Below are 26524 nucleotides of genomic sequence, written 5' to 3' on the forward strand. Positions count from 1 at the left end.
GGAATATAGGAAGATTTTATTTTTCTTTGTGTAAAAAGTAAAACGTTTGTCTATGAGATCACAAAAAGAGTGTATAGAATTGCTACGTGGCTATTTTCAAAATAAGGCTAAAGATTATGGCATTGTTCGTATGGCCCTTTTTGGTTCAGTCGTGCGAAATGAACAAACAGAGGAGAGTGACGTAGATATTGCTTACGAAGGGGAAGCTAATCTATTATTACGTAGCCGAATGAAACAAGAGTTAGAGTCTTTGTTTGGATGTAGAGTCGATATCATTCGTCTTCGCAAACAACTTGTTGATAGTGTATTTGGACAAAATATCGAAAATGATTTGATTTATGTTTGATAAGGTACGGATTGGCTCATTGTTAGATCGAATAGAAAATTCGATTCTCTTAATACAGAGTAAATCGGGGGAGATAAATTGTCCGGATGATTTCCTTTTGAGTCAAGATGGTATGTTCATTTTAAGTGGCATCTGTATGCAGTTGGTTTTTATTGGAGAAAGTGTCAAGACTATTGATAATAAAACTAATCATAGTTATTTAATAAAATATACAGATATACCTTGGACTGCTATTATGGGATTAAGGGATATTATAGCTCATGAGTATCATCGTATTGATGAGGAAGAGATCTTTGCGGTTGTGAATAAAGACTTAATTTCTCTTTTGAAAATAATTCGGCAAATGAAAATGGATTTAGAGACAATAAATTAAGGGTGAAAATAATATTCAATTTCTCACCCTTAATATCTATTTTACTCTATATACAATACCAATCCCTTTAAATATTCACCTTCCGGATGGTAGATATTCACCGGATGGTCTGCGGGTTGGGTTAATTGATGCAAGATACGAACGCTACGGCCGGATTGGGCGGCGGCGCTAAATACAGCTAAACGGAAGTTTTCCTTGCTGACAACCTGTGAGCAGGAGAAGGTAAACAAGATTCCTCCCGGCTTGATCTTCTCGAAAGCGATCGCGTTTAATTTGCGATACCCTTGTAAGGCGTTACGTAGTACATTCTTATGTTTAGCGAACGCAGGAGGGTCCAATATGATTAAATCATAATTACTTCCCATTTTTTCCAAATACTTAAACGCGTCTTCCGCATATGCCTCATGACGGGGATCTCCCGGGAAATTCAACTCGACATTCTTTTTCGTCAAAGAAATCGCTTTCGCCGAACTATCTACGGAATGAACCACCTTAGCGCCTCCTCTCATCGCATAGAAAGAGAAACCGCCCGTATAACAGAACATATTCAATACGGAGCGATCTTTTGCGTAATACTCCAACAAAGAGCGATTCTCCCGTTGATCCACGAAGAAACCTGTCTTTTGGCCTTTCTGCCAGTCTACACAGAATTTCAGTCCGTTTTCTATAGCGATATCTTCCACTTCGCCTCCGAATAAGTAACCATCTTCGCTACCTAAATTCGCTTTATAAGGTAAAGTCGCTTCCGATTTATAGTAGATGTTTTGTAAAGTATCGCCCAATACCGCTTTCAAAGCCTCCGCGATCTGATGACGGGCATAATGCATTCCTACCGAATGTGCTTGCATAACCGCCGTATGCGCATACATATCGATCACCAATCCCGGTAAGTTATCGCCTTCGCCGTGAATCAGGCGGAACGTATTATTATTTTCTACCCCAGCCAGCCGCAAGGTCTTTCTGAGTTCGTAAGCGATACGGATACGTTCAACCCAAAAAGCATCGTCGATGGCGATTGGGGTGAAAGATAACACACGTACGGCGATACTGCCGATTTGGTAATGGCCGATCGCCAAAAAACGCTGGTTCGCTCCGTATACCTCTACCAAGTCACCCTCTTCCGGGTCGCCTTCAACAGATTGGATCGCTCCGGAAAATACCCATGGATGGAAACGCAATAGCGATTCTTCTTTCTTAGGCTTGAGAAAAACTTTACAATACTCCATTTATGCTTGATTCAATAAATTATATATTCTTAGGCAGGCCCAAGCATCGAGGGCCGCATATTTCTTTTGTGAGTCTGTCAATACATCCGCCTCCCAATTCGTGAGGCGTTGTCCTTTTGATATCTTTTTTTGGAAAAGTATCGCATATATCTTTTGCAGGCTGGCATCCTCGATGCCGAACTGGCCTACGTAATTCTGTAAATCAAGGAAATTGGCGGGTTCTATATCCGAACGCTTCCGTATCGCCCCGAAATCATCCCGTAAAGATAACCCGATCTTTAAGGTCGAACTGCTTTTCAGGAATTTCTCCAGAGATTCCGGTATACCGATATGATTCAAGCGGAACAAGAAACAAGTATCATCCGTTGATATCTGCATCAATGAGATCTTGTAACGCTGTCCTTTCTTAAAGCTGGGACGGGTCTCCGTGTCAAAACCGACGATCGGAAAACGCAGCAAGTACTCTACGGCCTTGTCTGCCTCCTCTTTACTAAGGATCGTAATGATACGTCCCTTGAATTCCTCTACGGTAAGTTTCGCTATTTCCTCTTTAGCAATTGTATGTATAAATTGTTGTATCATTCTTCCTCTTCATTCTTTTCCAAATCCTCATCACCACTGTAACGCACAGCGTGCAACGCTTTCAAGGCATTCAATAATTGCTGTCCCCAGTATTCTTGGAAGTTCGTGCGGCACAAAGCGATAGCCTCTTGCATAACTTCCTCGTTTCCTTGACGGAATAAAGATACGAAATTTCCTGTATCTTGATAGACATCAGCCAAGTTCTCGGAAATAAACGCTGCGATAGGAGTATCGCTATACCGCATATCCGCATGAAATGTTTCCAAATAGGAATCTCGTTCGCCAAGCAAACCGGCTATCCGTGAACGAACCGACTCGTACATGTCTTCTGAAACGGAAAGCTCGAGTTCGGTTTCCTCTTCAGATTCCACTTCGGGCAACAGGCTGGCCTTTAAGTATAATAGAGGCAGGAGTTTTGTCGCCTTATCTACGAAGTCGAAAAGCCCGGTATTTCCGGCGGTCTCAACAAAGGTACAATATTCCAGTGCTACCGTAACAAATTCTAGCGTGTTGCGCTCGTATATCGGATTTTCTTCTTTTTCCATGTGCCTGTTCGTCTAATCATTCTTGATAACAATTCGCAAAAATACAACAAAAATCCGTTTTTTTCGTGATAAAGTCCCGAATATTCTTTTTAGTCGGGGATTGCTCTCCTATATATTTCCTGTTTTATTATTTTTGTGCAATTAATAGAAGGAATGTTAATGATAGACTAATGTTGGATATACTAATTAGGATAAAAAAACCGATCGAGTTATGAGTTCATGTGGAAAGAATGAGAACCCTCAAGAGATGAATCGCCGTAAATTCTTGAAGGTATTTGGGGGTGGGGCTGTCGCCTCTTCGGCGGCGCTTTACGGTTGCGCTCCCAAGAATGAGCCGGGGGCGGCTGTGGCGTTAGGTGAGGTTCCTACCGATAAAATGACCTATCGCCAACATCCTACGAATGGCGATAAGGTTTCTATTTTAGGATATGGTTGTATGCGTTGGCCCTTGAAACAAGGATCGGACGGTAAAGACCAGATTGATCAAGAAGCCGTGAATCGTTTAGTGGATTATGCGATAGAACATGGGGTGAATTACTTTGATACTTCTCCTGTTTATGTACAAGGTATGTCCGAGAAAGCGACCGGTATCGCATTGGCACGCCATCCTAGGAACTCCTATTATTTGGCCACTAAACTGTCAAACTTCCAGAACTATACGAGAGAAAACTCGTTGGCGATGTATCGGCAGTCGTTCCGTGATTTGCAAACCGATTATCTGGATTATTATTTGCTTCACTCTATCGGTGGGGGGAATGGTATCGAGCTTTTCAATGACCGCTATATAAATAATGGAATGCTTGATTTCTTGGTGAAAGAACGGGAAGCGGGACGTATCCGTAACCTAGGTTGGTCTTTTCATGGGGATGTAAAAGTGTTTGATTATGTGTTGGATATGGGCGTGAAATGGGATTTCGTTCAGATCCAGCTGAATTATCTGGACTGGAAACATGCCTCGGGGCGTAACGTAAACGCTGATTATCTGTATGGCGAATTAGAGAAGCGAGGTATTCCGGCGGTTATCATGGAACCGCTATTAGGAGGTCGCTTATCGAATGTTCCGGATCATATCGTTGCTCGTTTGAAACAGCAACGGCCTGAGAATAGCGTGGCTTCATGGGCTTTTCGTTTCGCCGGCTCTCCGGATGGGGTCTTGACGGTGTTAAGCGGCATGACGTATATGGAGCATTTGCAAGATAATATCCGTACCTATTCCCCGCTTATTCCGGTAACGGACGAGGAGAAAGACTTTTTGGAAGAGACGGCCCAGCTTATGATGAAATATCCGACAATACCTTGCAATGATTGCAAATATTGTATGCCTTGTCCATATGCGTTGGATATTCCGGGCATTCTTTTACATTATAATAAATGTGTGAACGAAGGAAATGTTCCGAAAAGTGCGCAAGACGAAAATTACGCGAAAGCTCGTCGTGCCTTCTTAGTCGGTTATGACCGGAGTGTCCCAAAGTTGCGTCAAGCGAACCATTGTACAGGGTGTGAGCAATGTAATCCTCATTGTCCGCAGGGTATCGATATCCCCAAAGAGATGCAGCGTATCGATAAATTCGTGGAAGAGTTGAAAGTGAATGGTTAACCTTTAAACAAACGGAAAATTATGTTACGAAAAATAAGAATATTCGCCGCCACCTTTTGCTTTGTGCTGATAACCCTGTTATTTCTTGATTTCACGGGTACGATTCACACTTGGTTCGGATGGTTGGCAAAGATACAGTTTTGGCCTGCGTTGTTGGCTTTGAATGTCGGTGTTGTGGTAGGGTTGGTAATCTAGACTCTTTTATTGGGGCGTGTATATTGCTCCGTTATCTGCCCTTTAGGGGTATTGCAAGATATTATTTCGTGGTTTGCTTGTAAACGGAAGAAATACCGCTTTTCCTATTCTCCCGCATTGAAGTGGGTACGTTATGGTACCTTGGTTGTTTTTATAGTGGCTTGTATTGCTGGTGTCGGTTCCTTGGTAGCGTTGATTTCGCCTTATAGCGCTTATGGGCGTATCGCTTCTAATTTATTTGCGCCAATCTATCAAGAGGGCAACAATCTATTGGCCTATTTCGCGGAACGTATGGATAGTTACGCTTTCTATTCGGTGGACGTATGGGTGCGTAGTCTGGCTACGATGGGAATCGCTATTCTGAGCTTTGTCATATTGGCGATTTTAGCTTGGAGAAATGGACGTACGTATTGTAATACGATCTGTCCGGTAGGTACGGTTCTCGGTTTTTTGTCGAAGTATGCTTTACTTAAACCTCGCATTGATACCGATAAATGTAATGGTTGCGGATTATGCGCACGTAAATGCAAGGCTTCCTGTATCGATTCTAAGAATCATGCGATCGATTATAGCCGTTGCGTGACTTGTATGGACTGCTTGGATAATTGCCGTCAAGGCGCGATTTCGTATACGAGGGCACGCAAGGCTGATAAAGCTACTTCGGTAAAAGAATCCTTAACGAAGGACACTACGGATGTTTCCCGCCGTCGAGCCTTGTCGGCTACGGCATTGGTAGCCATGTCTTCCGTTTTGCATGCTCAGCAGAAAAAACTGGAGGATTATGTGGAGATGAAGAAAGACGGAGGCTTTGCGCCGATTAAAGAACGTAAAGAGCCGAATCGTTTGGCGCCATTGGTTCCTCCCGGAGCTTTGAGTATCGGGAATCTGGCGCAACATTGCACGGGGTGTCAGCTTTGTGTATCTGTCTGCGAGAATCATGTCCTGCGCCCGTCTACGGATCTGATGAAACTGATGCAGCCGAAGATGGCATTCGATAGAGGGTATTGCCGTCCGGAATGTGTGAAATGTTCGGAGGTTTGCCCGACGGGAGCGATCAAACCTATTACGAAAGAAGACAAATCTGCTATACAGATCGGTCATGCCGTATGGGTAAGAGATCTTTGTATTGTCAATACGGACGGTATGAGTTGTGGTAATTGTGAACGCCATTGCCCGACAAAATCGATCCAGATGGTGGCGAAAGATCCGGCAGATCCAAAGTCGTTAAAGATCCCGGTGATCAATACGGAAACTTGTATTGGTTGTGGTGCTTGCGAGCATCTTTGTCCGTCTCGTCCTTATAGCGCGATCTATGTGGAAGGGCATGAGATGCACAGATCTATTTAATGCCGTTAAAATCTATCCCTAAAAACATGTACGTGTTTCTGCGAAAACATGTACATGTTTTTCAGAAAACACGTACGTCTTTTTTTCAAAGGTTCGTCAGACTCGATTTTTCTATGTACATTTGCGTGTTATAAAAGAATTATTGAGAAACTATTTATGGCAAAGAAGACAACAACAACGAAGCAAAATCATACAGAGCCGAGCTGGTTCGCAGCCTTGAAGACTTTTTTTACAAATGAACGGACCCGTTTCATTACAGGTTTGATTATCTCTATACTAACCATTTACGTAGGGCTTGCCTTGATTTCGTTTTTCTTTACAGGAGCCGCCGATCAAAGTAAAATAGAGAATGTTCCTTTAGGGGATTTGTTGACCAATCGAGGATCGGTAGAGAATTGGACGGGCGTACGCGGGGCGTATTTGTCTGATCTGTTGATGAACCGTTGGTTTGGCATCTCTTCTTTTATGATCCTCTTTTTCTTGGGATCGGTTGGGGCGAAACTCATGAATTTAAATAAAGTATCCTTGTTGAGACGTTTCTTGTTCAGTGCTTCGGCGTTGATCTGGGGATCTGTGTTTTTTGCTTTCATATTTATCAAGGGATATGAGGATACGTTTATTTATCTAGGCGGTCAACACGGATATTACATCTCGGAGATGTTTATTACCAATATCGGAATTCCCGGAACGATCTTGCTTTTATTAGGCTCATTCTTAATCATCGCTATTTTTACCAGTAAGAAGACTATTCCGTTCTTGCAGCGTATGTTCTCTTTAGGTTGGGTGAAAAATCGTTTGAAACGTGAAGGCCGAGAAGATGAGGTTGAAGTGGATCAGACGGAAAAAGAGGATATTGTAATTCCTCGCTCTAAGCCTGTCGTAGAGCAACCGGATGAACAACCGGAAATGGATGATTACGAAGAGTTTGATACGGAGGCTGAATTGTTGAAGGCCGAAGCGAAAGAAAACCGTAAAACAGTACCAGAATATGAGGAGGAAGAGGTCGCTGCTGCTGATGATTTAGTCGTTACGATCGCAAAAGGTGACGATGATCCGATAAACGAAAAGACAGAGGAGATAAATACCCCGGAATTAGGGGATGAGGAGGATGCCGGATTCACGGTGGAAGTTGCCGCTGGTAATGATGAGACCTACGATGCCTCGGCCTTGGGTACGTATGATCCCCGTTTGGATCTTTCCCGTTATGTATTCCCTACCTTGGACTTGCTGAAAGCGTATGATAGTGGGAGCATGGAGATCAATCGGGACGAATTGGCGGAAAACCAACGCTTGATCAAGCAAGCCTTGGAAGATTTCAATATAAAGATCGCTTCGATCAAAGCGACAGTCGGACCTACGGTTACGCTTTATGAGATTGTACCCGAGGCGGGTGTCCGTATTTCTAAGATCAAGAACTTGGAGGATGATATCGCCTTGAGTTTATCCGCTTTGCAGATCCGTATTATCGCCCCGATGCCCGGAAAGGGAACGATCGGTATCGAGGTGCCGAATAAGAATCCTCAGACGGTATCGATGCAATCTGTTATCGCTTCACGCCGATTCATTGAGGGTAAGTATGAGTTGCCTGTGGCGATGGGTAAGACGATTACGAACGAGGTGTTCATGTTCGATCTTTGTAAGACACCGCATCTATTGGTAGCCGGTGCTACGGGACAAGGTAAGTCTGTCGGTCTAAATGCGATCATCACTTCCTTATTATATAAGAAGCATCCATCGGAGTTGAAATTCGTGATGGTAGACCCGAAAATGGTTGAGTTTAGTATCTATTCCAAGATAGAACGTCATTATCTGGCGAAACTTCCGAATGCGGAGAAGCCGATCGTTACGGAGCCAGCTGACGCTGTCGCTACATTGAACTCGTTGGTGATCGAGATGGAAGACCGGTACCGTTTACTGGTGAACGCGAATGTTCGTAATATAAAGGAATACAACGCTAAGTTTATCGAACGGCGGTTGAACCCGCAGAAGGGACATCGCTTCTTACCCTATATCGTGGCGGTAGTGGATGAGTTTGCCGACTTGATCGCGGTGGCCGGACGTGAGATCGAGTTGCCTATCTCTCGTATTGCGGCGAAGGCCCGTGCGGTAGGTATCCATATGATCTTGGCTACGCAACGCCCGGATACAAAGGTGATTACCGGTACGATCAAGAGTAACTTTCCGAGCCGTATTGCCTTTAAGGTTGCTTCTATGATCGATTCACGTACGATTCTGGATGCTCCGGGCGCTAACCGTTTGATCGGACGGGGCGATATGTTGATTGTCGTGGCGGGACAAGAGCCGGTTCGTGTGCAGTGCGCTTTCGTAGATACGCCCGAGGTGGAGGATATCGTGGATTATATCGGTGAGCAGACTGGTTTCCAAACCGCTTATTTGCTTCCGGACTATGTGCCGGAAGGTGGGGAGGCATCAACTTCGGGAGCAGTCGATTTATCAGATCGAGATCCCTTATTTGACGAGGCGGCTCGTTTGATCGTGATTCAGCAACAAGGTTCTACTTCTTTGATCCAGCGTAAATTTGCTATCGGTTATAATCGTGCCGGACGTTTGATGGATCAATTGGAGGCTGCCGGTATTGTTGGCCCGTTTGAGGGAAGTAAGGCCCGTCAAGTATTGGTGCAAGATGAGTATTCGTTGGAGCAAGTATTAAATGCTTTGAAATAAATATGAGAAGAGAACATAAAATAAGAGTGTGGCGGTGTATCGCGTTTGTCGGATTATTCTTGTGCTTCCTGTTGGGGTTAGGAGTGGGGGCGCATGCCCAGAATGCGAATGATATCTTGGGGAAGGCGGCCGCTGCTTATGAGAATTCGAACGGGATAAGCGCTTCTTTTACGATGTTTACCCGTTCTGCCGGTCAGAATGCGGGAGAGAGTTTTGAGGGAACCATCCAGATGAAAGGTGATAAGTTTACATTAGTCACGCCGGATGCGCTTATTTGGTTTAATGGTACGACGCAATGGACGTATGTGGAACGGAACGATGAGGTGAACGTGACGAATCCTACGGGAGAAGAGTTGCAATTTACAAATCCCGCTCTTTTATTAAATAGTTATAAGAAGGGATTCACGGCGGCTTATAAAGGCGAGAGTACGGCACCGAACGGAAAAGCCGCTTACGATGTGGAATTGACACCGAAGAAAAAAGGGGATATCGTGAAAGTGGAGTTGCAAATCGAGAAATATTCAAATTTCCCGGCTCGTATCACGGTTACTTCTAAAAACGGCGTTAGCAGTACGATCCAGATCAGCCAATTGAAAACAGGTATAAACCAACCGGATCGTTTTTTTGTTTTTAACGAAGGGGATTATCCGGACGTAGAGGTGATAGACCTTCGATAATAGAGAATTGAAAATTGATAATTAATACTTAGATACTATGAGCGATTCAGTGAATGAGAAAGTACGTTGCCTTATTATAGGCTCGGGTCCAGCAGGTTATACGGCAGCGATTTATGCTTCCCGTGCGAATTTATCTCCGGTGCTTTATGAAGGAATACAGCCGGGGGGACAATTAACGACAACTACGGAGGTGGAGAATTTCCCGGGATATCCGGACGGTATAACCGGTCCTGAGTTAATGGAAGATTTAAAAAAACAAGCCGTCCGTTTTGGTGCGGATATCCGTTTCGGTATCGCTACCGCCGCTGATTTGGGCGAGGCTCCTTATAAAATTACGATTGATGGTGAGAAAGTGATCGAGACGGAGACTTTGATTATCGCTACGGGTGCTTCCGCGAAGTATCTGGGTCTTCCGGATGAGCATAAATATGCGGGTATGGGTGTATCCGCTTGCGCTACTTGCGATGGTTTCTTCTATCGTAAAAAGACGGTAGCGGTAGTAGGTGGTGGGGATACGGCCTGTGAGGAAGCGATTTACTTGGCTGGTTTGGCGAAGCAGGTTTACTTGATCGTGCGTAAACCCTATTTGCGTGCTTCAAAAGTAATGCAAGAACGTGTTTTCAAGACTCCGAATATCACGGTGCTTTTCGAACATAACACCCTGGGTTTATTTGGTGAGAATGGCGTGGAAGGTGCTCATTTGGTAAAACGTATGGGAGAGCCGGATGAGGAGAAAGTGGATATCGCTATCGATGGTTTCTTCTTGGCGATTGGCCATAAACCTAATTCGGATATCTTCAAGCCATGGATAGATACGGACGAGATCGGTTATATCGAGACAGTTCCGGGAACTCCCCGAACGAAAGTTCCGGGTGTGTTTGCCGCTGGAGATGTCGCTGATCCCCATTATCGTCAAGCTATTACCGCTGCGGGAAGTGGTTGTAAGGCTGCTATCGAGGCTGAACGTTATTTATCAGAGATCGGAAAATAGTTGACAGTTGACAATTGATAGTTGACAGTTGCGACAAGCGGTATTTAACTGTCAACTGTCACTTGTCAACTATCAACTGTCACTTGTCATTTGTCAACTAATTTAATTTCCATGAATTTAAAATCTACTCTTCTTTTGCTACTTTGCCTGATGATGGCAGGAATGGTAGCGGCAAAGGATAACACGAAAGTGATCGCCCATCGGGGGTATTGGAAAACGGAGGGCTCTGCTCAGAACTCTATCCGTTCTTTGGAACGTGCCAGCGAGATTGGTGCCTATGGCTCGGAATTCGACGTACATCTTACGGCGGACAATGTGCTGGTAATATTCCATGATAATGATATCCAAGGAAAACATATTCAATCCTGTACTTATGATGAATTGAAAGATTTGCAATTGAGCAACGGCGAAAAGCTCCCTACTTTAGAGCAATATTTGAAACGTGCGAAGAAATTGAAGAATGTCCGGTTAATTTTAGAACTGAAAGCTCATGAGACCCCGGAACGCAACCGTGAGGCTGCTAAAGCTGTTGTAGATATGGTGAAGCGTATGAAATTAGCGAAACGTACGGATTATATATCTTTTAATATGGATGCTTGTAAAGAATTCATCCGTCTATGTCCGAAATCTGAGGTTTCTTATCTGAATGGAGAATTATCCCCGATGGAATTGAAAGAGCTTGGTTTTACAGGATTAGACTACCATTATAAAGTCTTGCAATCTCATCCGGATTGGGTGAAGGATTGTAAAGTCCTAGGCATGACTTCGAATGTCTGGACCGTAGATGACCCTAAATTAATGGAAGAGATGATCGATATGGGAGTCGATTTTATTACGACTGATTTACCGGAAGAGACTCAAAAAATACTACATTCGCGGGCTCAATAAGGCATTATAAAGATGAGAAAGTTTTGTCTGTTGCTTATCCTGTCGCTGGCTTTACCCGTTTTTTGTCTGTTACAAGCGGTAGAGCCTCCCAAAAAGGAAATTCGTGCGGTTTGGTTGACTACGGTTTATGGTCTGGATTGGCCTCATAAACCGGCTACTACCGAGGCGGGACGAAAAGCCCAGCAACAGGCATTGCTTGATATCTTGGACCGGCTTCAAGAAGCGAATTTTAATATGGTCTTCATTCAGGCTCGCTTGAGGGGAGACGTGATTTATCGTTCGGCTATCGAACCGGCCACTAAGACATTCTCTGGTAAGTATGGGGTATTACCGGGATATGATCCGCTCGCTTTTGTCGTTGATGAATGCCATAAGCGAGGAATGGAATGCCATGCGTGGTTCGTGACTTTCCCGTTGGGAACGGAAAAAAGCGTGAAGGAGCAAGGAAAGCTTTCCGTGGTTAAAAAGAAACCAGAACTTTGCAAACGGCATAATGGAGAGTGGTATTTGGACCCCGGCGTACCGGAGACCGCCGATTATATTTTATCCTTGGTCAAGGAGATCGTGAATGGCTACGATATAGATGGCATCCATTTTGATTATATCCGCTATCCCGAAGAGGCGAAAACATTCCCGGATAAAACGCTGTATAATAGATCCGGTAAGAAAAAGTCTCTGGCAGACTGGCGTAGGGAGAATATCAACCGGATGGTTTACCGTATTTACGATTGGGTAAAGCAAACGAAACCTTGGGTGCAGGTTAGCAGTTCGCCACTCGGGAAATATAATCGTATTGAACGGGTACCTAATGCGGGTTGGACCGCTTACGAAAGTGTCTTCCAAGACCCTAAGATGTGGATGCAACAAGGTAAACAAGATATGATTGTTCCGATGATGTATTACCTGCATAAGAATTTCTTTCCTTTCGTGGATAATTGGGTGGATAATTGTAACGGGCGTTTGGTCGTACCCGGCTTGGGAGCTTATCGAATGGATAAGAGTGAGGCGGACTGGGCCGTGAATGATATAACGGACCAGATCGATTATAGCCGTTATTACGGAGGAGCCGGCTGTGCGTTCTTTCGTTGTGGAAATGTCCTGTATAATGACAAGGGACTTTATAAAGAGTTGAGAGACAATTACTATAAATATCCGGCCCAATTGCCTCCATTGACTTGGCTGAATGATTCGGTACCTGCCGCACCGGAGGGGATCAAAGTGGAACGTTTGGACGATGAGTTGCACTTAACTTGGGAGAAACCTGTGTCGGAAAAGCAGGACTTAACTTATACCGTTTATTATTCATTGACAGATTCGATCGATACGGCTTCGGCAAAATCCATATTAGCTACAAATATTTATGGCAACGAGCTTTTTCTTCCTATCGATGTAGAGTCTGAACGTGGGTATACATTTTCTGTAACGGCTTCCACCCGTTACCGGATAGAGAGTGAACCTTCTCCGGATACCTATTATTACCTGTCTAAATTTATCAAGTAAAGGGGGTATTTTGATTTCGAGTTTTTTTGCTTATTTTTGCGGCATATGAGACGATTTGCCACATCCTTGTTTCTTGTAATTCTTGCTTCCTTAATCTTTTATGGGGGAGCGGGGGTTAATTTCGTATCTTATTGTTGTGGCGTTTGCGAGAAAGAGGGAGTGGAGGCTTTATTGGAAGCTAAGTGCTGTGAGATTCATGGACATGATCATAGTCGTGATAATCTTGCGAATAATACGGTGGAGTGTTGTGGCATGAACGGCTGTGGCATTGAACGGGTTGATTTTGATTGGAATTCTGTAAATATACAAGTACCGGATCTGCAACCAGTCGTACATGATTTGCTCTTCTCCTCTATTTTCGAGAGTTTACAAATCGCTTCCTTATTTGCTGATTCCTATGAGATTAGGGTGACAGGTCCTCCCGTAGCCTGTCCTCGTGTGTACCTTTCTTTATTGACTACGCTTTTGATTTGATTGTATTCGTGAGGGTGGAAGCTGCTCGCTGAATACCCTTTGGTTTTTTAAGGTAGGGGATGCTCTATCCCTGCGGAAACTGTATTTAACGATTCAATCAAATAACAACTATCATGTTAAGACAATTATATCTGATATTTTTACTGCCCTGTTTGACTTTTACTTTGACTTGGGCCGAGGATTCCGGCAAGAAAGTGAAAGGACGTGTATGTGATGAAAACAAACAACCTATTATCGGTGCAAATGTATATTGGGAAGGAACCCAAAATGGAACCACGTCCGATGTGGATGGAAATTTCGAGTTAGAACGAAAAGGTGACTCCAAGAATCTGGTGGTTAGCTATATCGGTTATATGACTGAGGTCACCCCTGTGGATGAGAAGGACGATGCTATGCAGATTTTCTTAAAAGGTGAGATCGCCTTGGATGAGGTCGTGGTTAGTGAGCGCAAGATGGGAACCATCGCTTCCCGTACGAGCGTATTGCAAACTCAGAAAATTACGTACGATGAGATTTGCCGTGCGGCCTGCTGTAATCTGGCGGAGAGCTTTGAGACAAATCCGTCTGTCGATGTATCGTACTCGGATGCGGCTACAGGTGCCCGGCAAATTAAGCTGTTGGGATTGGCGGGAACCTACGTACAAATGTTGACCGAGAATTACCCGAATTTCCGGGGGGCCGCTTCCTTATATGGCTTGGATTATGTTCCGGGAGCTTGGATGGAAAGTATTCAGGTGTCTAAAGGAACCTCTTCGGTTAAGAATGGGTATGAGGCGTTGGCCGGACAAATCAACGTGGAATTCAAGAAGCCCCCTACGGCGGATATTTTCTCTGCTAATGTGTTCGCTAGTGATGCCGGACGTTATGAAGGGAATGCGGATGCTTCTTGGCATATCAACGACAAGCTCTCTACCGGTTTATTGGTACACTACTCGAATGATAAAATGCAACATGACGGTAATGACGATGGTTTTCTCGATACGCCGCTAAGGGAACAGGTGAACGTAATGAATCGTTGGTATCATAAATTGGATAAATACGTGGCTCAATACGGAGTTCGCTATCTGCATGAGAGCCGTACCGGTGGGCAGGATACGAAACACCATGATTTCACCGACCCGTATCGGATTCATTTAAATACGAACCGGGCCGAATTATTTACGAAGCAGGCCTATATTATCGATAAGGAAAAGGTAGAGAGCGTGGCATTGATACTTTCCGGTTCTTATCATGAGCAAAAATCAAGATATGACCGTACGCCCTATAATGTATATCAGAATAATGTATATGCCAGTTTGCTGTATGAAAAGGAGTTTACGCCGATGCATAGCTTGAGTACCGGATTAAGTATGAACTATGATGGTTTCGACGAGAATCTGGTTCAATATGCGGGAGGAGAGTCGGTCCGTCATGCCTATGACCGTACGGAAGTCGTGCCGGGAGCTTATGCCCAATATACGTTCAATCTGAATGATAAACTGATCTTATTGGCGGGTGTACGTGCGGATTATAGTACGTTGTATGATTTCTTTGTAACCCCTCGTGTACATATTAAATATAATCCTTTTGACTGGTTCCATATCCGGGCTTCGGCAGGTAAAGGATTCCGGACAGCGAATGTGCTGGCAGAGAACAACTTTTTGTTATCCAGTAGTCGAAAAATGTATATCGCCGACAATCTGGATCAAGAAGAAGCGTGGAATACCGGTCTGAATCTGTCATTTTATATACCTTTGTTCGGGAAGGAACTGAGCTTGAGCGGGGAATGGTATTATACCGATTTCTTGAAGCAAATCGTGGTGGATATGGATAGTGATCCTCATGCGGTTCGTTTCTACAATCTGGATGGGCGTTCCTATTCGAATAGCTTCCAAGTGGAGGCTTCCTATCCTTTTTTCCGGGGATTTACGTTAACGGCCGCTTATCGTTATACGGACGCGAAGACCGATTACCGGAATGAGGAGGGTGTGGCGCATCGATTGAAAAAGCCGTTGGTTAGTGATTATAAAGGTTTATTGACCGCTTCTTATCAAACCCCGTTGAAAAAATGGCAGTTTGATTTGACCGGCCAGTTTAATGGAGGCGGTCGTATGCCGACACCGGATGCGTCTAATCCGTTATGGGAGCCGAATTTTAAGGCTTATACGGTTGTGAATGCGCAGATTACGAAATATTTCCGTCAATGGTCTATTTACGTGGGAGCGGAGAACCTGTTTAATTACAAACAACCGAATCCGATTATCGATGCCAGCAATCCCAGAGGGGATAACTTCGATGGATCTATGGTGTGGGGACCGGTGCATGGACGGAAAATTTATGCGGGTATCCGCTTTAATATAAGCAGGGATTGACACGTATATACGTATAAGCCCGTACGTATATACGTGTAGGCCTATGCGTATACTGGTGTGCCCCTACGCCTATATACGTGTAGCCCGATGCCTATAGTGGTGCTTTTCTTTTGGTAGATATGAATGGATAATTAGAACTGTTAATATTAAAAAAAACAATTGATTATGAGACGATTAATTATGTTGCTATTTTGTGCCGTATGTACGGTATCGATGACATTCGCCCAAGAAGCGAAAAAGAAGAAGGACTCTGTGACATTCTTTATCGAAGCGATGGATTGTGATCACTGTATCAAGAAGATCGAGAAAAATATCGCTTTCGAGAAAGGAGTGACCGACTTGAAATGTGATCTGAGCACCCGTACGGCCATTGTGACTTACAAGACGGATAAGACTTCGAAGACCCGCTTGGCCGCGGCCTTCAAAAAGATCGGTATGGAAGCGGTTCCGGTAGATAATGGCACCGGCTGTCCGGTACCTCCGGCGAAAAAAAGTGAGCATACTCACGCTCATTAACATGGAAATTCATAAGAACATCTTATCTTTGCAGATGTTCCGTGAGGGCGGGCCGGAGTGTCCGCCCTGTTTATGAAATAATTTTTCTACGGAATGCAGCGTTTGTTTAATTATTTACATCCTAATATTGTACAGTCTCCAGAAGGGAGACGTTCAAGGCACGACTGAATGAATGAGCTACAACTGATAGAGGGTTGTCGGAAGGGGGAGAGACGAGCTCAAAAAGAGCTTTATGATGCGTATTCCCGAAAAATGATGGGAGTTTGCCTTCGTTATGTGAACGACAGGGAAACGGCTCGTGATTTGTTGCAGGATGGCTTCGTGAAAATCTTTACCAGTATGGATTCCTATACAGGGAGTGGTTCATTTGAGGGGTGGATGCGGAAGATCTTTGTTAATTGTGCGTTGGAATATCTGCGAAAGTCGGATGTGTTGCGTGAAGCGACCGATCTTGACAATACGGCGGAACTGATTCAACCCGATAGTTCGGCTATCTCGGACATGTCGGCGGCTGAGTTGATGAATCTAGTGAAGGAGTTGCCGGTTGGCTTCCGTACCGTATTCAATATGTTCGCGATAGAGGGATATTCTCATAAGGAGATCAGTGAGATGTTGAACATAACAGAGAGTACTTCCCGTTCCCAATATACCCGTGCCAAGCAGTTATTACAACGTAGAATTAACGCATTGTATTGAGATAAGATGAGTAAAAAGGAAAGAGATATATGGGATGACGCGATCCGATCGAAGCTAGAGGATTTCGAGATGGATACGCTACCCGGCGACTGGGAGGCTATAGCCGATCGATTGCCCGGAAAGGCTCCGGTTCCTTTGCGTCGTACGCTTCGCTACTGGGTTGCCGCCGCCGTGATCTCCTTATTGGTCGTATCGGGTGGTATCTATTTATATGACAGGGAGATGGAAGATCTACCTATAGCCCAAGAAATACAGTCTTCACAAGAGTCGACATCCGTGGATACCCCGGTTGTTCCGGTAGAGAAAACGATGGAGCAAGCACCCGTATTAGCGACTATTCCTGCTGCTGCGGTCGTGAAGGCAAAAGCGGCATCTGGAGCGGTTAAAGTGGGAGCTAAGGCTAGGATGGCAGCGTTCCGGCAAAATGTAGAGAGCGCAGAGGATCGGCCTATTTCTGAGTCGGAGGTAATGTCTGCTGATATACCGGCGAATGAGAAAGATACCGTTGAGCCGGAGGTTGAAAGGAATAATGATGAGATAGTTGTTCTCAAGAATGATGTACTTGTCGCGGATGCTACTCCTGTTGCTAAAAAGAAGCCGGAGAAGACTGCGTCCCGGAAATGGGGGTTCGGTATGGGAGGTGGAGGTCTTTCTATGGGCGCTGATAATCTGGTCCCTCAGTATGTGACGAATAGCAGCGTGCTTAAGAGTGAGAATCTGATGAGCTTAAATTCGTTCGATGCGGAGAAGAAAGATCCTGCTAAGACGGATATTCATCATAAGACGCCTATTGGGGTGGGGATCTCAATTAGTCGTTATTTGAATAATCGTTTTTCTTTGCAGACTGGATTAACTTATTCTTACTTAAGATCGGAGTGGAGTACGAATAATACGTATCATATAGAGAATGATCAGCGATTGCATTTTATAGGAATTCCATTATCATTGACTTATAAGATCGCGGAATGGAATCGTTTTATGTTTTACGCCTCTGCCGGAGGTATGGCGGAAGTGAATGTCGCAGGCAAACGTAGAATGAAATTATTCTCGGATGAGGTAGAGATCGCAAAGCAAAGCGAACATATTCGAATGAAAGAATGGCTATGGTCTGTAAATGCCCGTGCGGGTGTAAGTTATCCGATTATCCGTTTTGTAAGCGCTTTCGCTGAGGTGGGAGCCAGCTATTATTTTGATAATGGTAGCGAGATCGAAACCATCCATTCGGAGAAGCCGTTTAACATGAGCCTTCAGTTCGGATTTCGTTTTGGTTTTTAATACTCGATAGATTAACAGTGTAAATACAAATACTTAAAAATAGAAAAATTGAATTATGAAAGCATTTAAATTAATTGGAGCATCGGCGGCTGCGTCATTATTGTTGTTGACCTCTTGTCTTGGAGAATCGAATAATACGGTGACTCGTGCCGGCTTTGGTGTCGCAGGTCTTTCTGAAAAGACATATAAAACGGTACTGAATACAAATATGGGAGCATTATACTCTCCGTCTTTATCGGCACAAGTAGTTGACGGAGCTTGTTACTTGATCAACTATGAATTAGACCTAAATTCTCCGGAGAATGCGAATGCGGCGACAAATGGTTATTTAACAGCGACAATCTCTGTGGCAGATGAGATAACAAAAGGACAGCCAGTCTTTTATAATGTGCCAGATTCGGCCAGCTTACTTCAGAATGAGATACCTGTAAAAAACCTATTTAGCAATGGCGACTATGGGGTGTATGTAGACGGTTATTTATTCTTCTTTATAACAATGGATATGTTTAAGGATCAGAAAAATTCTTATACTTTATATTGGGATCGTTCAAAGGAGCCTACTATGGTGGATAATGTCCCGACATATGACTTGTTCTTGCGTGTCGCTAAAGTAGCGGACGGAACAGGTTCTGCTGCATCATCCATAGGAGAAGTCCGTGCGTTTAATGTTAAGTCTGTATTGGAGTCTGTGAATAGCGCTGAGGCTAATAAAGATTCAAAGTCTTTTAATCTTAAGGTCAATTATCTAAATACGATTAATGAAAAAGATAGTACGGATTTGAAATGGGCTTCTTATACCGTTCTATTCCAAGTCGTGAAAAACTCATAAAGAAATTAGTATAGAAGTTGAGGGCGTACCGATAAGAAGATTATCGATACGCCCTATTTTTTTGCCGTTTTTTTTATGTATATGGGTAAAGATCGTATCTTTGCGTACTTTAAGAGGAGTATTGTGAAATGAGATACAAGAATTTAATAGGTTTTGTCTGGGTGGCGGTTATCATGGGTCTGTTTACCTCTTGCCTAAAAGACATAAATAACGTCTATAATCCGGGAACGACCGCCGCTGTGGTTCGTCAACATGGAGATAGCGCGTTGATGATGGCTAATACCCGGTTCGGTTGGATCTATGCGACGAAGCTGAGCTCATACTCAGAGGGTAAATGCTTGTTGGTGAGTTTTGATTATGATCCTAGCTTGCCGGAAAATACGGGTGCGGAACAAAAAGGGTATTATACGGTGACGATACAAGGGGAAACCGCCGTTAACCAGCAAAACGCTGAGAGTCCTCTTACGGATACGCATAAACTATTGACAAATGAGCAACCGATACTTGCGGTTAATCCGAACGACTCTGTTCTGTACGTCAAATTGGAAGATTATTTGTTTTTGCCTTCCGCCTGTTGGACAACAAAAGACCGGGCTTTAAATTGGCAACTGACTTATGATCCGACTCAACAACCAGTTGTTGAAAATCGGAAATCAATTTATTCCTTATATTTACGGGCTGCCGCTACGACCGGAAAGCCGGAGGATAAGGCAGAGGAGGCTATCGCGGTTATCAATGCCTTTAATCTGGCGAATTTTATCAAGGATATGCGAGAACAAGGTGGACGCGACGCGGATATGTATGTTCGGATTCATTATATCGATCAAATTAATCCGAAAGATAGTACCCAGTTTACATGGGGAGTAACAGATCCTTTACTTATAAACTAAAGAAGATGAGAAAGCGAATTTTATACGGCTTATTTTTATCCTTATTTTTCTTAATGACCTCTTGTATGGGGGATGGAAGTAATTCCATCAATTATCATCGAGTAGGAGTGATACGTGAGAATCCTATGCGATGTATCTACACGGCGGATGATCAAGGGGAGATCTTTATCGTCTCTTCCTCTGAGTTTGAGAATCGGACGGATTTGAAAGATGGCGACTGCTGTGTGGTTGATTTCAAGACGAATTTTAGCGAGGAATTGGGCAATGGTGTTTACAACGCTGAGATTTATAAGTATGATTCGGTCGCTGTATGGCCTTTGCATGAGACATTGACTGATACTACGGTTGTATTGGACAAGGAGCGTCTGGTTACGCTGGACTTTAAGAAAAGTATTTATTTGGAAGGACGTTTCTTCTTGCAAACCCAACATGTAAATCATCAGGTAGACCAAAAGGATATTTTCAATTTATCCTATAACCCTGATCAGGAGGTGGAAAAAGATGATGACGGACAACGGATCTATAACCTATATCTCCGGGTAACCCAAGAGGGGGGTACCGGCGATTCCACTAAATGGATCAATACGACCGCTTTTACGATCGATAAGTTTTTGGACCAAGCCAAAGCGATAGAGAGCAGGGAGGGGCAAAATGAGATAAACTTTAAAATAAATTATGCCGAACGCTATAATGCGGATACAACCGCATGTGTTTGGGGGGCTACCGACGTATTTACGTTGCGTTTTACGAATTAAATATATACTTTTGCTATTTAAAAGTAAACAGAGATGTATAAGGAGATATTTAGGTGGGTAATCGCTATCATCTCACAGCCGGCGAAGGCGTGGGTCTTGTTAGCGAAAAAAGGAGAGAAGCAGGAGGAGTTCTTATCCCGATTCGTGTATCCTTTGATCGGCTTCGTTACTGTCGCGGCTTTTCTGGGCGTATTGTTTACGCGGAAGGAGTTTGATTTAGAGCTGGCCTTGAAGTCGTCTATCCGGACATTGGTGTCCTCGTTCGGTGGTTTTTACCTCGGGGCTTATCTGATGAACGAGATATGGCAAGGTATATTTAAACGGGAGAAGGATTTGAAACTGTGGTTGCGCTTCGTCGGGTATTCCTCGTCGTTGATGTTCGCTTTGAATATCGTATTGATGTTGCTTCCCGAGTTTTTCTTCTTGCGGATATTTATCCTTTATACATTTTATATTGTTTGGGAAGGCGCTGGTCCTTATATGGGAGTCGAGGAGAAGATCCGCTTGAAGTTCGTAGGATTTACAACCGCCATAATATTACTGACTCCGGTAGTTATCGAGATTTTGTTATCGATGCTGATGCCCGGTTTGAGTTTTTGACAGAATAACACAAGATGAAAGAGAAGATTAGTAATAACATACAGATAAAGAATAAGCGGGCGACGTTCGACTACGAGTTGCTCGACACTTTTACGGCCGGGATCGTACTGACCGGAACGGAGATTAAATCGATCCGTTTAGGGAAGGCGAGTTTGGTAGATACGTTTTGTATCGTGGAAAAAGGGGAACTGTGGGTGAAGAATATGTACATCGCCGAATATTTTTACGGTACGTACAATAATCACAACGCACGGCGGGACCGGAAATTACTTCTTACCAAAAAGGAATTACGAAAGATCGAGGGCGCCGTTCGTGCCAGTGGTTTTACGATCGTTCCCACTCGTTTGTTTATCAATGAGAAAGGATTGGCGAAAGTAGTCGTCGCGATCGCACGAGGTAAAAAGGAATATGATAAGCGAGACTCCATCCGGGAACGTGACGACCGACGGGAGATGGATCGGGCTTTCAAACGATAAGTCGAGATGGAAACAGGGCAAGGCGTGATCGGTAGGGTTTGGGGATGTATCCTGAAAGCTCTGCCTAAAGCAGGCAAGACGTGTTTATGGCTGCTAAAGATTATTTTGCCTATTTCTTTATTGGTCCGTATATTGCAATATTCCGGAATATTAGGTCAGATCTCGGATTGGTTAGTGCCCGTGTTCTCGTTGGTGGGTCTGCCGGGGGAGACAGCCATTGTTTTTATAACCAGTATATTCTCCCCATTATATGCTCCGATCGCTTTGATCACCTCGATGTCTTTAGGAGTCCGTGAAGCTACGATATTGGCATTGATGTGCCTTACTTCCCATAATCTAATGGTAGAATCCTCCGTACAGGCAAAGACCGGGTCTTCTTTCTGGGAGATGACGCTGCTCCGTTTGATCATGAGTTTCGTGATCGCCTTTTCTTTGAATTGGGTAATGCCCCATGAAGGATGGGGACAGGTCGGGATCGCTCAAAGTGCGGCTGTATGCGATAATTGGTTGGAAGTATTCGTACTTTGGTTTACCAGCTCGATGAAGGTGGTGATTTCTATTTTGATAATTGTTACGGCTTTAATGATCCTTCATTATATATTGGAAGAGTTTAATCTAATGAAAGGATTGTCCTCGGTCTTTTCTCCGCTGATGCGATTATTTGGCTTGCCTCAAGATGCCGCTTTTTTGTGGTTGGTAGGTAATGTGGTCGGACTGGCTTATGGCGGGGCTATTATGGTAGAGCAAATGGAGCAGAGGAAGTTGTCTTACGGTGACGGCAACTTGCTGAACCATCATTTGGCCGTGTGCCATTCCCTGTTGGAAGATACGATCATCTTTGCCGCGATAGGGGTACCCGTTCTTTGGGTGGTGCCTACCCGTCTGTTTTTCGCCATCGCTGTGGTATGGATCCTCCGGGGATATAGTTATATGTACGCAAGAAAGGTAAAACATATTTATGAATAAGGAACGATTTCTGCGACTCTTGAATGAGCGCATTTTGATCTTGGATGGTGGTATGGGTACCATGATCCAAAGTTTCAAACTAAACGAACAAGATTACCGAGGCGAACGTTTCGCCGATTTTCCGGGACAGTTGAAGGGGAACAATGATTTATTGTGTATCACCCGCCCGGATGTAATCCAGTCTATTCATCGTCAGTATTTGGATGCGGGAGCGGATATCTTCGCTACGAATACGTTTAATGCGAATGCTATTTCCATGGCAGATTATGCGATGGAGGCCTATGTACGTGAGATAAATCTGGCCGCCGGCCGATTGTCGAGGGAAGTGGCGGATACCTATATGGCAGAGCATCCGGATCGTACGATCTTCGTGGCCGGATCGATCGGTCCTACCAATAAGACAGCTTCCATGAGTCCGGATGTAAGCGATCCCGCTTATCGTGCCGTAACTTATAAAGATTTGTATAATGCCTACAAGGAGCAAGTCGAGGGACTTGTTGATGGCGGGGTGGATATCATCCTTTTCGAGACTACTTTCGATACGTTGAACGTAAAAGCGGGATTGGAAGCGGCTGAGGTCGTGTTGAAAGAGAAAGAAAAAGACCTGCCGATTATGTTGTCTTTGACTTTGTCTGCGCAAGGTGGACGAACATTTTCCGGACAGACTTTATTGGCCTTCTTAGCTTCCATACAGCATACACATATTGTTTCGGTTGGCTTAAACTGCTCTTTCGGAGCGGCGGATATGAAGCCCTATTTACAAGAGTTGGCGAAGTATGCCCCCTATTATATCAGCGCTTATCCGAACGCCGGATTGCCGAATAGTTTTGGTACCTATGACGAGACGCCGGATAAAATGGCCCAACATGTGAAGCCTTTTGTGGAAGAGGGATTAGTGAACATTATCGGAGGCTGTTGCGGAACGACTCCAGCGCATATCTCCCGGTATCCGGAGTTGGTGAAAGGAGCTAAACCGCATATCCCGGCTTTGAAACCGGATTGCCTGTGGCTGTCGGGCTTGGAACTGCTGGAGGTGAAACCGGAGAATAATTTCGTGAACGTGGGAGAGCGTTGTAATGTGGCCGGTTCTCGGAAATTCTTACGCTTGATAAAAGAAGGCAGTTATGAGGAAGCGTTGACGATCGCTCGTAAGCAAGTGGAGGATGGCGCCCAAGTGATCGATATCAATATGGACGATGGTATGTTGGATGCCGTGAAAGAAATGAAGACATTCTTAAACTTGATCGCCTCCGAACCGGATATTGCCCGTGTACCCGTCATGATCGATTCTTCTAAATGGGAAGTGATCGAGGAAGGCTTGATGTGCGTGCAAGGAAAGAGCATCGTGAATTCCATCTCCTTGAAAGAAGGAGAGGAGGTCTTCCTTAAACATGCCGCCCGTATTAAGCAACTGGGTGCGGCTGCGGTCGTGATGGCTTTCGACGAGAAGGGGCAGGCGGATACCTATGAAAGAAAGATTGAGATTTGTGAACGGGCCTATCGCCTATTGATCGAGAAGATCGATTTCAATCTCCAAGATATTATTTTTGACCCGAACGTATTGGCGATCGCTACCGGTATGGAGGAACATAATGGCTATGGTCTGGCGTTTATCCGTGCCGTTGAATGGATCAAGAAGAACTTGCCGGGTGCGAAGGTGAGTGGTGGTGTAAGTAATTTATCTTTCTCTTTCCGGGGGAACAATCATGTACGCGAGGCTATGCATTCCGTATTTCTATATCATGCGATTGGGAAGGGGATGGATATGGGTATCGTGAATCCGTCTACCTCCGTACTTTATGAGGATATAGAGCCGGAGTTCCGTACCTTGTTGGAAGACGTGATCTTGGCACGCCGTCCGGAAGCTGCCGAGGAATTAATTACTTATGCTCAAAATTTACATGTTCAAGCTTCCGGAGAAACTCCGGAGAAGCATGAGGCTTGGCGTGAGCTTTCATTGAAGGAGCGTTTGGAGCATGCCTTAATTAAAGGGATCGGAGACTATTTGGAGGATGATTTACAAGAAGCCTTGCGGACTTATTCGCATGCCGTGGATATAATTGACGGTCCGTTAATGAGCGGAATGAATAAGGTCGGCGAGTTATTCGGTGCCGGAAAGATGTTTCTCCCTCAAGTCGTGAAGACCGCACGTACGATGAAAAAGGCCGTGGCTATTTTACAACCGGCCATTGAATCTGAAAAGAAAGCTTCCGGCTCTGCGAAGGCCGGTAAAGTGATTTTCGCTACGGTAAAAGGGGATGTACATGATATCGGTAAGAATATCGTCTCTATCGTATTGTCTTGTAATAACTACGAGGTGATTGATTTAGGGGTAATGGTTCCCGCAGATGTGATCATAAAGAAAGCGATCGAGGAGAAACCGGATCTGGTTTGCTTATCCGGCCTGATAACCCCTTCTTTAGAAGAGATGGCGCATGTTGCGGACGAGATGCAGAAAGCGGGACTTACGATTCCTATGATGGTGGGTGGCGCTACGACCTCCAAATTGCATACGGCGGTGAAGATCGCTCCGCATTATGATTATCCGGTGATTCATGTGCTGGATGCCTCACAGAATCCGTTGATCGCCGCCAAACTATTGAATCCAGATACCCGTGACGCTTATATCAGGGAGTTGGAACAAGAACAAGAAGCCTTGCGTGCCTCTTTAGGGCAGAAGAAAGAGACCTTGGCTTCTCTTTCAGAGGCTCGTAAGCATCCGATAGAAATAGATTGGACCGGGTATACACCGGTTGTTCCGGCCCGGATGGGGGTACATGTTATCCCTTATATCCCCTTGGAAGAAGTGATTCCTTATATCCACTGGACCTTCTTTTTTAGCGCATGGAAATTGAATGGCCGTTTCTCGGAAATCTCCCAGATACATGGTTGCGATTCTTGTCGTGCCTCTTGGTTGGCCGGATTCCCGGAAAAAGATCGTGCGAAGGCTACCGAGGCGATGCAATTATACAAGGATGCTGTTAGGTTATTGGATCGGCTGGTCAATATGAAGGTTGAATATTGTAAAGCGATTTACGGATTTTTCTCAGCGAATAGTGAAGGGGATACGATCCGAATGGGTGATATAGCGCTGCCTTTATTACGTCAGCAAGTAAAAAAAGAGGAAAATATTTATAAATGTCTTTCCGATTATGTAATACCGGTTTCCGAGGAGCGAACTGATTATGTAGGGGCGTTTGTCGTTACCGCTGGAGCTGGCGCTGATTGTTTGAAGGATAAATTTGAGGAAGAAGGCGATACCTATAATTCAATGTTGCTGCAAACCTTGACCGATCGCCTAGCGGAAGCTACAGCCGAATATCTTCATGAGAAAGTACGTAAAGAATATTGGGGATATGCTAAAGACGAATCCTTGTCTATCCCGGATCTTTACAAGGTGAAATACCAAGGAATCCGTCCGGCTATCGGTTACCCTTCTCTACCGGATCAATTATTGAATTTCACATTGGATGGATTGCTCGATATGTCGCGAATTGGTGTTTCGTTAACCGAGAATGGTGCCATGTATCCTACGGCTTCGGTTAGTGGGATTTATATTGCCCATCCCTCTTCTCAATATTTCATGATCGGTTCTATCGATGAGGAGCAGATGAGAGATTATGCGAGCCGCCGGAATTTAACGGAGGAGCAAGTCCGAAAGTTATTGAGTAGGAATATAGGATAATTTAGTAGCATCACTGCAACCCGGGTTGCAGTGATGCTGCAATGCCTGTGCAGTAATAC

23 protein-coding genes and 1 pseudogene are annotated in these 26524 nt (G+C 44.5%); 21 read left to right on the forward strand and 3 right to left on the reverse strand.

What is annotated here, in order from left to right; all coding sequences use genetic code 11:
- Positions 1-52 precede the first annotated feature (52 nt).
- Both BHV83_RS01135 and BHV83_RS01140 read left to right on the forward strand, forming a co-directional pair.
- A complete protein-coding gene (locus tag BHV83_RS01135) occupies positions 53-346 on the forward strand; it encodes a nucleotidyltransferase family protein (RefSeq protein WP_048927716.1) in 294 nt (97 codons plus the stop codon).
- The gene (locus tag BHV83_RS01140) at positions 339-719 is read left to right on the forward strand and encodes a HepT-like ribonuclease domain-containing protein (protein WP_170104864.1); all 381 of its coding nucleotides are present in this window, start codon (positions 339-341) and stop codon (positions 717-719) included. The genes BHV83_RS01135 and BHV83_RS01140 overlap by 8 nt, the downstream gene beginning before the upstream one ends.
- Positions 720-760: 41 nt before the next feature.
- Here the strand turns inward: BHV83_RS01140 and BHV83_RS01145 are convergent, their stop codons facing one another.
- The 3 genes from BHV83_RS01145 to BHV83_RS01155 are packed head-to-tail and all read right to left on the reverse strand — an operon-like array spanning position 761 to position 3072.
- Positions 761-1945 (reverse strand): class I SAM-dependent rRNA methyltransferase, encoded by a 1185-nt coding sequence (locus BHV83_RS01145; RefSeq protein WP_005865154.1) that lies wholly within the window; start codon positions 1943-1945, stop codon positions 761-763.
- Positions 1946-2527, reverse strand: coding sequence for a 3'-5' exonuclease (locus tag BHV83_RS01150; RefSeq protein WP_005855416.1), 582 nt, complete (start codon positions 2525-2527; stop codon positions 1946-1948).
- Positions 2524-3072, reverse strand: a complete 549-nt coding sequence (locus tag BHV83_RS01155) for a DUF5063 domain-containing protein (protein WP_005865156.1) — start codon at positions 3070-3072, stop codon at positions 2524-2526. The genes BHV83_RS01150 and BHV83_RS01155 overlap by 4 nt, the downstream gene beginning before the upstream one ends.
- 211 nt (positions 3073-3283) lie before the next feature.
- On the opposite strand from BHV83_RS01155, the gene BHV83_RS01160 reads away from it, so the two are divergent.
- The 19 genes and pseudogenes from BHV83_RS01160 to metH all read left to right on the forward strand — a co-directional run bounded on the left by BHV83_RS01160 (position 3284) and on the right by metH (position 26465).
- Positions 3284-4669: an aldo/keto reductase gene (locus tag BHV83_RS01160; RefSeq protein WP_005865158.1), complete on the forward strand. Its 1386-nt coding sequence runs from the start codon at positions 3284-3286 to the stop codon at positions 4667-4669.
- A 21-nt stretch (positions 4670-4690) separates the two neighbouring features.
- Positions 4691-6211, forward strand: a pseudogene (locus tag BHV83_RS01165) (4Fe-4S dicluster domain-containing protein).
- Positions 6212-6367: 156 nt separating this feature from the next.
- Positions 6368-8896, forward strand: a complete 2529-nt coding sequence (locus BHV83_RS01170; RefSeq protein ID WP_022193092.1) for an FtsK/SpoIIIE family DNA translocase — start codon at positions 6368-6370, stop codon at positions 8894-8896.
- A 2-nt stretch (positions 8897-8898) separates the two neighbouring features.
- Positions 8899-9573, forward strand: coding sequence for an outer membrane lipoprotein periplasmic chaperone LolA1 (gene lolA1, locus BHV83_RS01175; protein ID WP_022193093.1), 675 nt, complete (start codon positions 8899-8901; stop codon positions 9571-9573).
- Positions 9574-9610: 37 nt separating this feature from the next.
- Entirely contained in the window at positions 9611-10564 is a 954-nt protein-coding gene (trxB, locus tag BHV83_RS01180; protein ID WP_005865171.1) for a thioredoxin-disulfide reductase, read from the forward strand.
- Between the two features lie 111 nt (positions 10565-10675).
- The gene (locus BHV83_RS01185) at positions 10676-11452 is read left to right on the forward strand and encodes a glycerophosphodiester phosphodiesterase (RefSeq protein WP_009017543.1); all 777 of its coding nucleotides are present in this window, start codon (positions 10676-10678) and stop codon (positions 11450-11452) included.
- Between the two features lie 12 nt (positions 11453-11464).
- Complete coding sequence (locus tag BHV83_RS01190) at positions 11465-12952, forward strand: glycoside hydrolase family 10-like protein (protein WP_022193094.1); 1488 nt, start codon at positions 11465-11467, stop codon at positions 12950-12952.
- Between the two features lie 45 nt (positions 12953-12997).
- Positions 12998-13426 (forward strand): hypothetical protein, encoded by a 429-nt coding sequence (locus BHV83_RS01195; RefSeq protein ID WP_008771636.1) that lies wholly within the window; start codon positions 12998-13000, stop codon positions 13424-13426.
- A gap of 113 nt (positions 13427-13539) precedes the next feature.
- On the forward strand, positions 13540-15777 hold the full coding sequence (locus tag BHV83_RS01200; protein ID WP_022193095.1) for a TonB-dependent receptor plug domain-containing protein: 2238 nt from the start codon (positions 13540-13542) through the stop codon (positions 15775-15777).
- 165 nt (positions 15778-15942) lie between these two features.
- A complete protein-coding gene (locus tag BHV83_RS01205) occupies positions 15943-16293 on the forward strand; it encodes a cation transporter (RefSeq protein WP_286755550.1) in 351 nt (116 codons plus the stop codon).
- Positions 16294-16461: 168 nt separating this feature from the next.
- Positions 16462-16989 (forward strand): RNA polymerase sigma factor, encoded by a 528-nt coding sequence (locus BHV83_RS01210; RefSeq protein ID WP_005865183.1) that lies wholly within the window; start codon positions 16462-16464, stop codon positions 16987-16989.
- 6 nt (positions 16990-16995) lie between these two features.
- Positions 16996-18264, forward strand: a complete 1269-nt coding sequence (locus BHV83_RS01215) for a porin family protein (protein ID WP_005865185.1) — start codon at positions 16996-16998, stop codon at positions 18262-18264.
- A 55-nt stretch (positions 18265-18319) separates the two neighbouring features.
- The gene (locus BHV83_RS01220) at positions 18320-19093 is read left to right on the forward strand and encodes a BFO_2992 family lipoprotein (RefSeq protein ID WP_286755552.1); all 774 of its coding nucleotides are present in this window, start codon (positions 18320-18322) and stop codon (positions 19091-19093) included.
- 128 nt (positions 19094-19221) lie between these two features.
- Positions 19222-19983 (forward strand): BFO_2992 family lipoprotein, encoded by a 762-nt coding sequence (locus BHV83_RS01225; RefSeq protein ID WP_048927726.1) that lies wholly within the window; start codon positions 19222-19224, stop codon positions 19981-19983.
- 5 nt (positions 19984-19988) lie between these two features.
- Positions 19989-20738, forward strand: coding sequence for a BFO_2992 family lipoprotein (locus tag BHV83_RS01230; protein WP_121961072.1), 750 nt, complete (start codon positions 19989-19991; stop codon positions 20736-20738).
- Between the two features lie 33 nt (positions 20739-20771).
- On the forward strand, positions 20772-21338 hold the full coding sequence (locus tag BHV83_RS01235) for a YIP1 family protein (protein WP_087346671.1): 567 nt from the start codon (positions 20772-20774) through the stop codon (positions 21336-21338).
- 14 nt (positions 21339-21352) lie between these two features.
- Positions 21353-21814: an SsrA-binding protein SmpB gene (gene smpB, locus BHV83_RS01240; RefSeq protein ID WP_005855460.1), complete on the forward strand. Its 462-nt coding sequence runs from the start codon at positions 21353-21355 to the stop codon at positions 21812-21814.
- 6 nt (positions 21815-21820) lie between these two features.
- Positions 21821-22780 carry a nucleoside recognition domain-containing protein gene (locus BHV83_RS01245; RefSeq protein ID WP_005855462.1) on the forward strand — a complete coding sequence of 320 codons (960 nt, stop codon included), beginning with the start codon at positions 21821-21823 and terminating at the stop codon, positions 22778-22780.
- On the forward strand, positions 22773-26465 hold the full coding sequence (gene metH, locus BHV83_RS01250; RefSeq protein ID WP_005865197.1) for a methionine synthase: 3693 nt from the start codon (positions 22773-22775) through the stop codon (positions 26463-26465). Before BHV83_RS01245 ends, metH begins: the two co-directional genes overlap by 8 nt.
- Positions 26466-26524: the final 59 nt, after the last annotated feature.

Source organism: Parabacteroides sp. merdae-related_45_40, assembly GCF_001915675.1.

Coding starts and splice junctions, on each gene's coding strand:
- BHV83_RS01135 (WP_048927716.1), top strand. CDS start 53: ATGAGATCACAAAAAGAGTGTATAGAATTGCTACGTGGCTATTTTCAA.
- BHV83_RS01140 (WP_170104864.1), top strand. CDS start 339: ATGTTTGATAAGGTACGGATTGGCTCATTGTTAGATCGAATAGAAAAT.
- BHV83_RS01145 (WP_005865154.1), bottom strand. CDS start 1,945: ATGGAGTATTGTAAAGTTTTTCTCAAGCCTAAGAAAGAAGAATCGCTA.
- BHV83_RS01150 (WP_005855416.1), bottom strand. CDS start 2,527: ATGATACAACAATTTATACATACAATTGCTAAAGAGGAAATAGCGAAA.
- BHV83_RS01155 (WP_005865156.1), bottom strand. CDS start 3,072: ATGGAAAAAGAAGAAAATCCGATATACGAGCGCAACACGCTAGAATTT.
- BHV83_RS01160 (WP_005865158.1), top strand. CDS start 3,284: ATGAGTTCATGTGGAAAGAATGAGAACCCTCAAGAGATGAATCGCCGT.
- BHV83_RS01170 (WP_022193092.1), top strand. CDS start 6,368: ATGGCAAAGAAGACAACAACAACGAAGCAAAATCATACAGAGCCGAGC.
- lolA1 (WP_022193093.1), top strand. CDS start 8,899: ATGAGAAGAGAACATAAAATAAGAGTGTGGCGGTGTATCGCGTTTGTC.
- trxB (WP_005865171.1), top strand. CDS start 9,611: ATGAGCGATTCAGTGAATGAGAAAGTACGTTGCCTTATTATAGGCTCG.
- BHV83_RS01185 (WP_009017543.1), top strand. CDS start 10,676: ATGAATTTAAAATCTACTCTTCTTTTGCTACTTTGCCTGATGATGGCA.
- BHV83_RS01190 (WP_022193094.1), top strand. CDS start 11,465: ATGAGAAAGTTTTGTCTGTTGCTTATCCTGTCGCTGGCTTTACCCGTT.
- BHV83_RS01195 (WP_008771636.1), top strand. CDS start 12,998: ATGAGACGATTTGCCACATCCTTGTTTCTTGTAATTCTTGCTTCCTTA.
- BHV83_RS01200 (WP_022193095.1), top strand. CDS start 13,540: ATGTTAAGACAATTATATCTGATATTTTTACTGCCCTGTTTGACTTTT.
- BHV83_RS01205 (WP_286755550.1), top strand. CDS start 15,943: ATGAGACGATTAATTATGTTGCTATTTTGTGCCGTATGTACGGTATCG.
- BHV83_RS01210 (WP_005865183.1), top strand. CDS start 16,462: ATGAATGAGCTACAACTGATAGAGGGTTGTCGGAAGGGGGAGAGACGA.
- BHV83_RS01215 (WP_005865185.1), top strand. CDS start 16,996: ATGAGTAAAAAGGAAAGAGATATATGGGATGACGCGATCCGATCGAAG.
- BHV83_RS01220 (WP_286755552.1), top strand. CDS start 18,320: ATGAAAGCATTTAAATTAATTGGAGCATCGGCGGCTGCGTCATTATTG.
- BHV83_RS01225 (WP_048927726.1), top strand. CDS start 19,222: ATGAGATACAAGAATTTAATAGGTTTTGTCTGGGTGGCGGTTATCATG.
- BHV83_RS01230 (WP_121961072.1), top strand. CDS start 19,989: ATGAGAAAGCGAATTTTATACGGCTTATTTTTATCCTTATTTTTCTTA.
- BHV83_RS01235 (WP_087346671.1), top strand. CDS start 20,772: ATGTATAAGGAGATATTTAGGTGGGTAATCGCTATCATCTCACAGCCG.
- smpB (WP_005855460.1), top strand. CDS start 21,353: ATGAAAGAGAAGATTAGTAATAACATACAGATAAAGAATAAGCGGGCG.
- BHV83_RS01245 (WP_005855462.1), top strand. CDS start 21,821: ATGGAAACAGGGCAAGGCGTGATCGGTAGGGTTTGGGGATGTATCCTG.
- metH (WP_005865197.1), top strand. CDS start 22,773: ATGAATAAGGAACGATTTCTGCGACTCTTGAATGAGCGCATTTTGATC.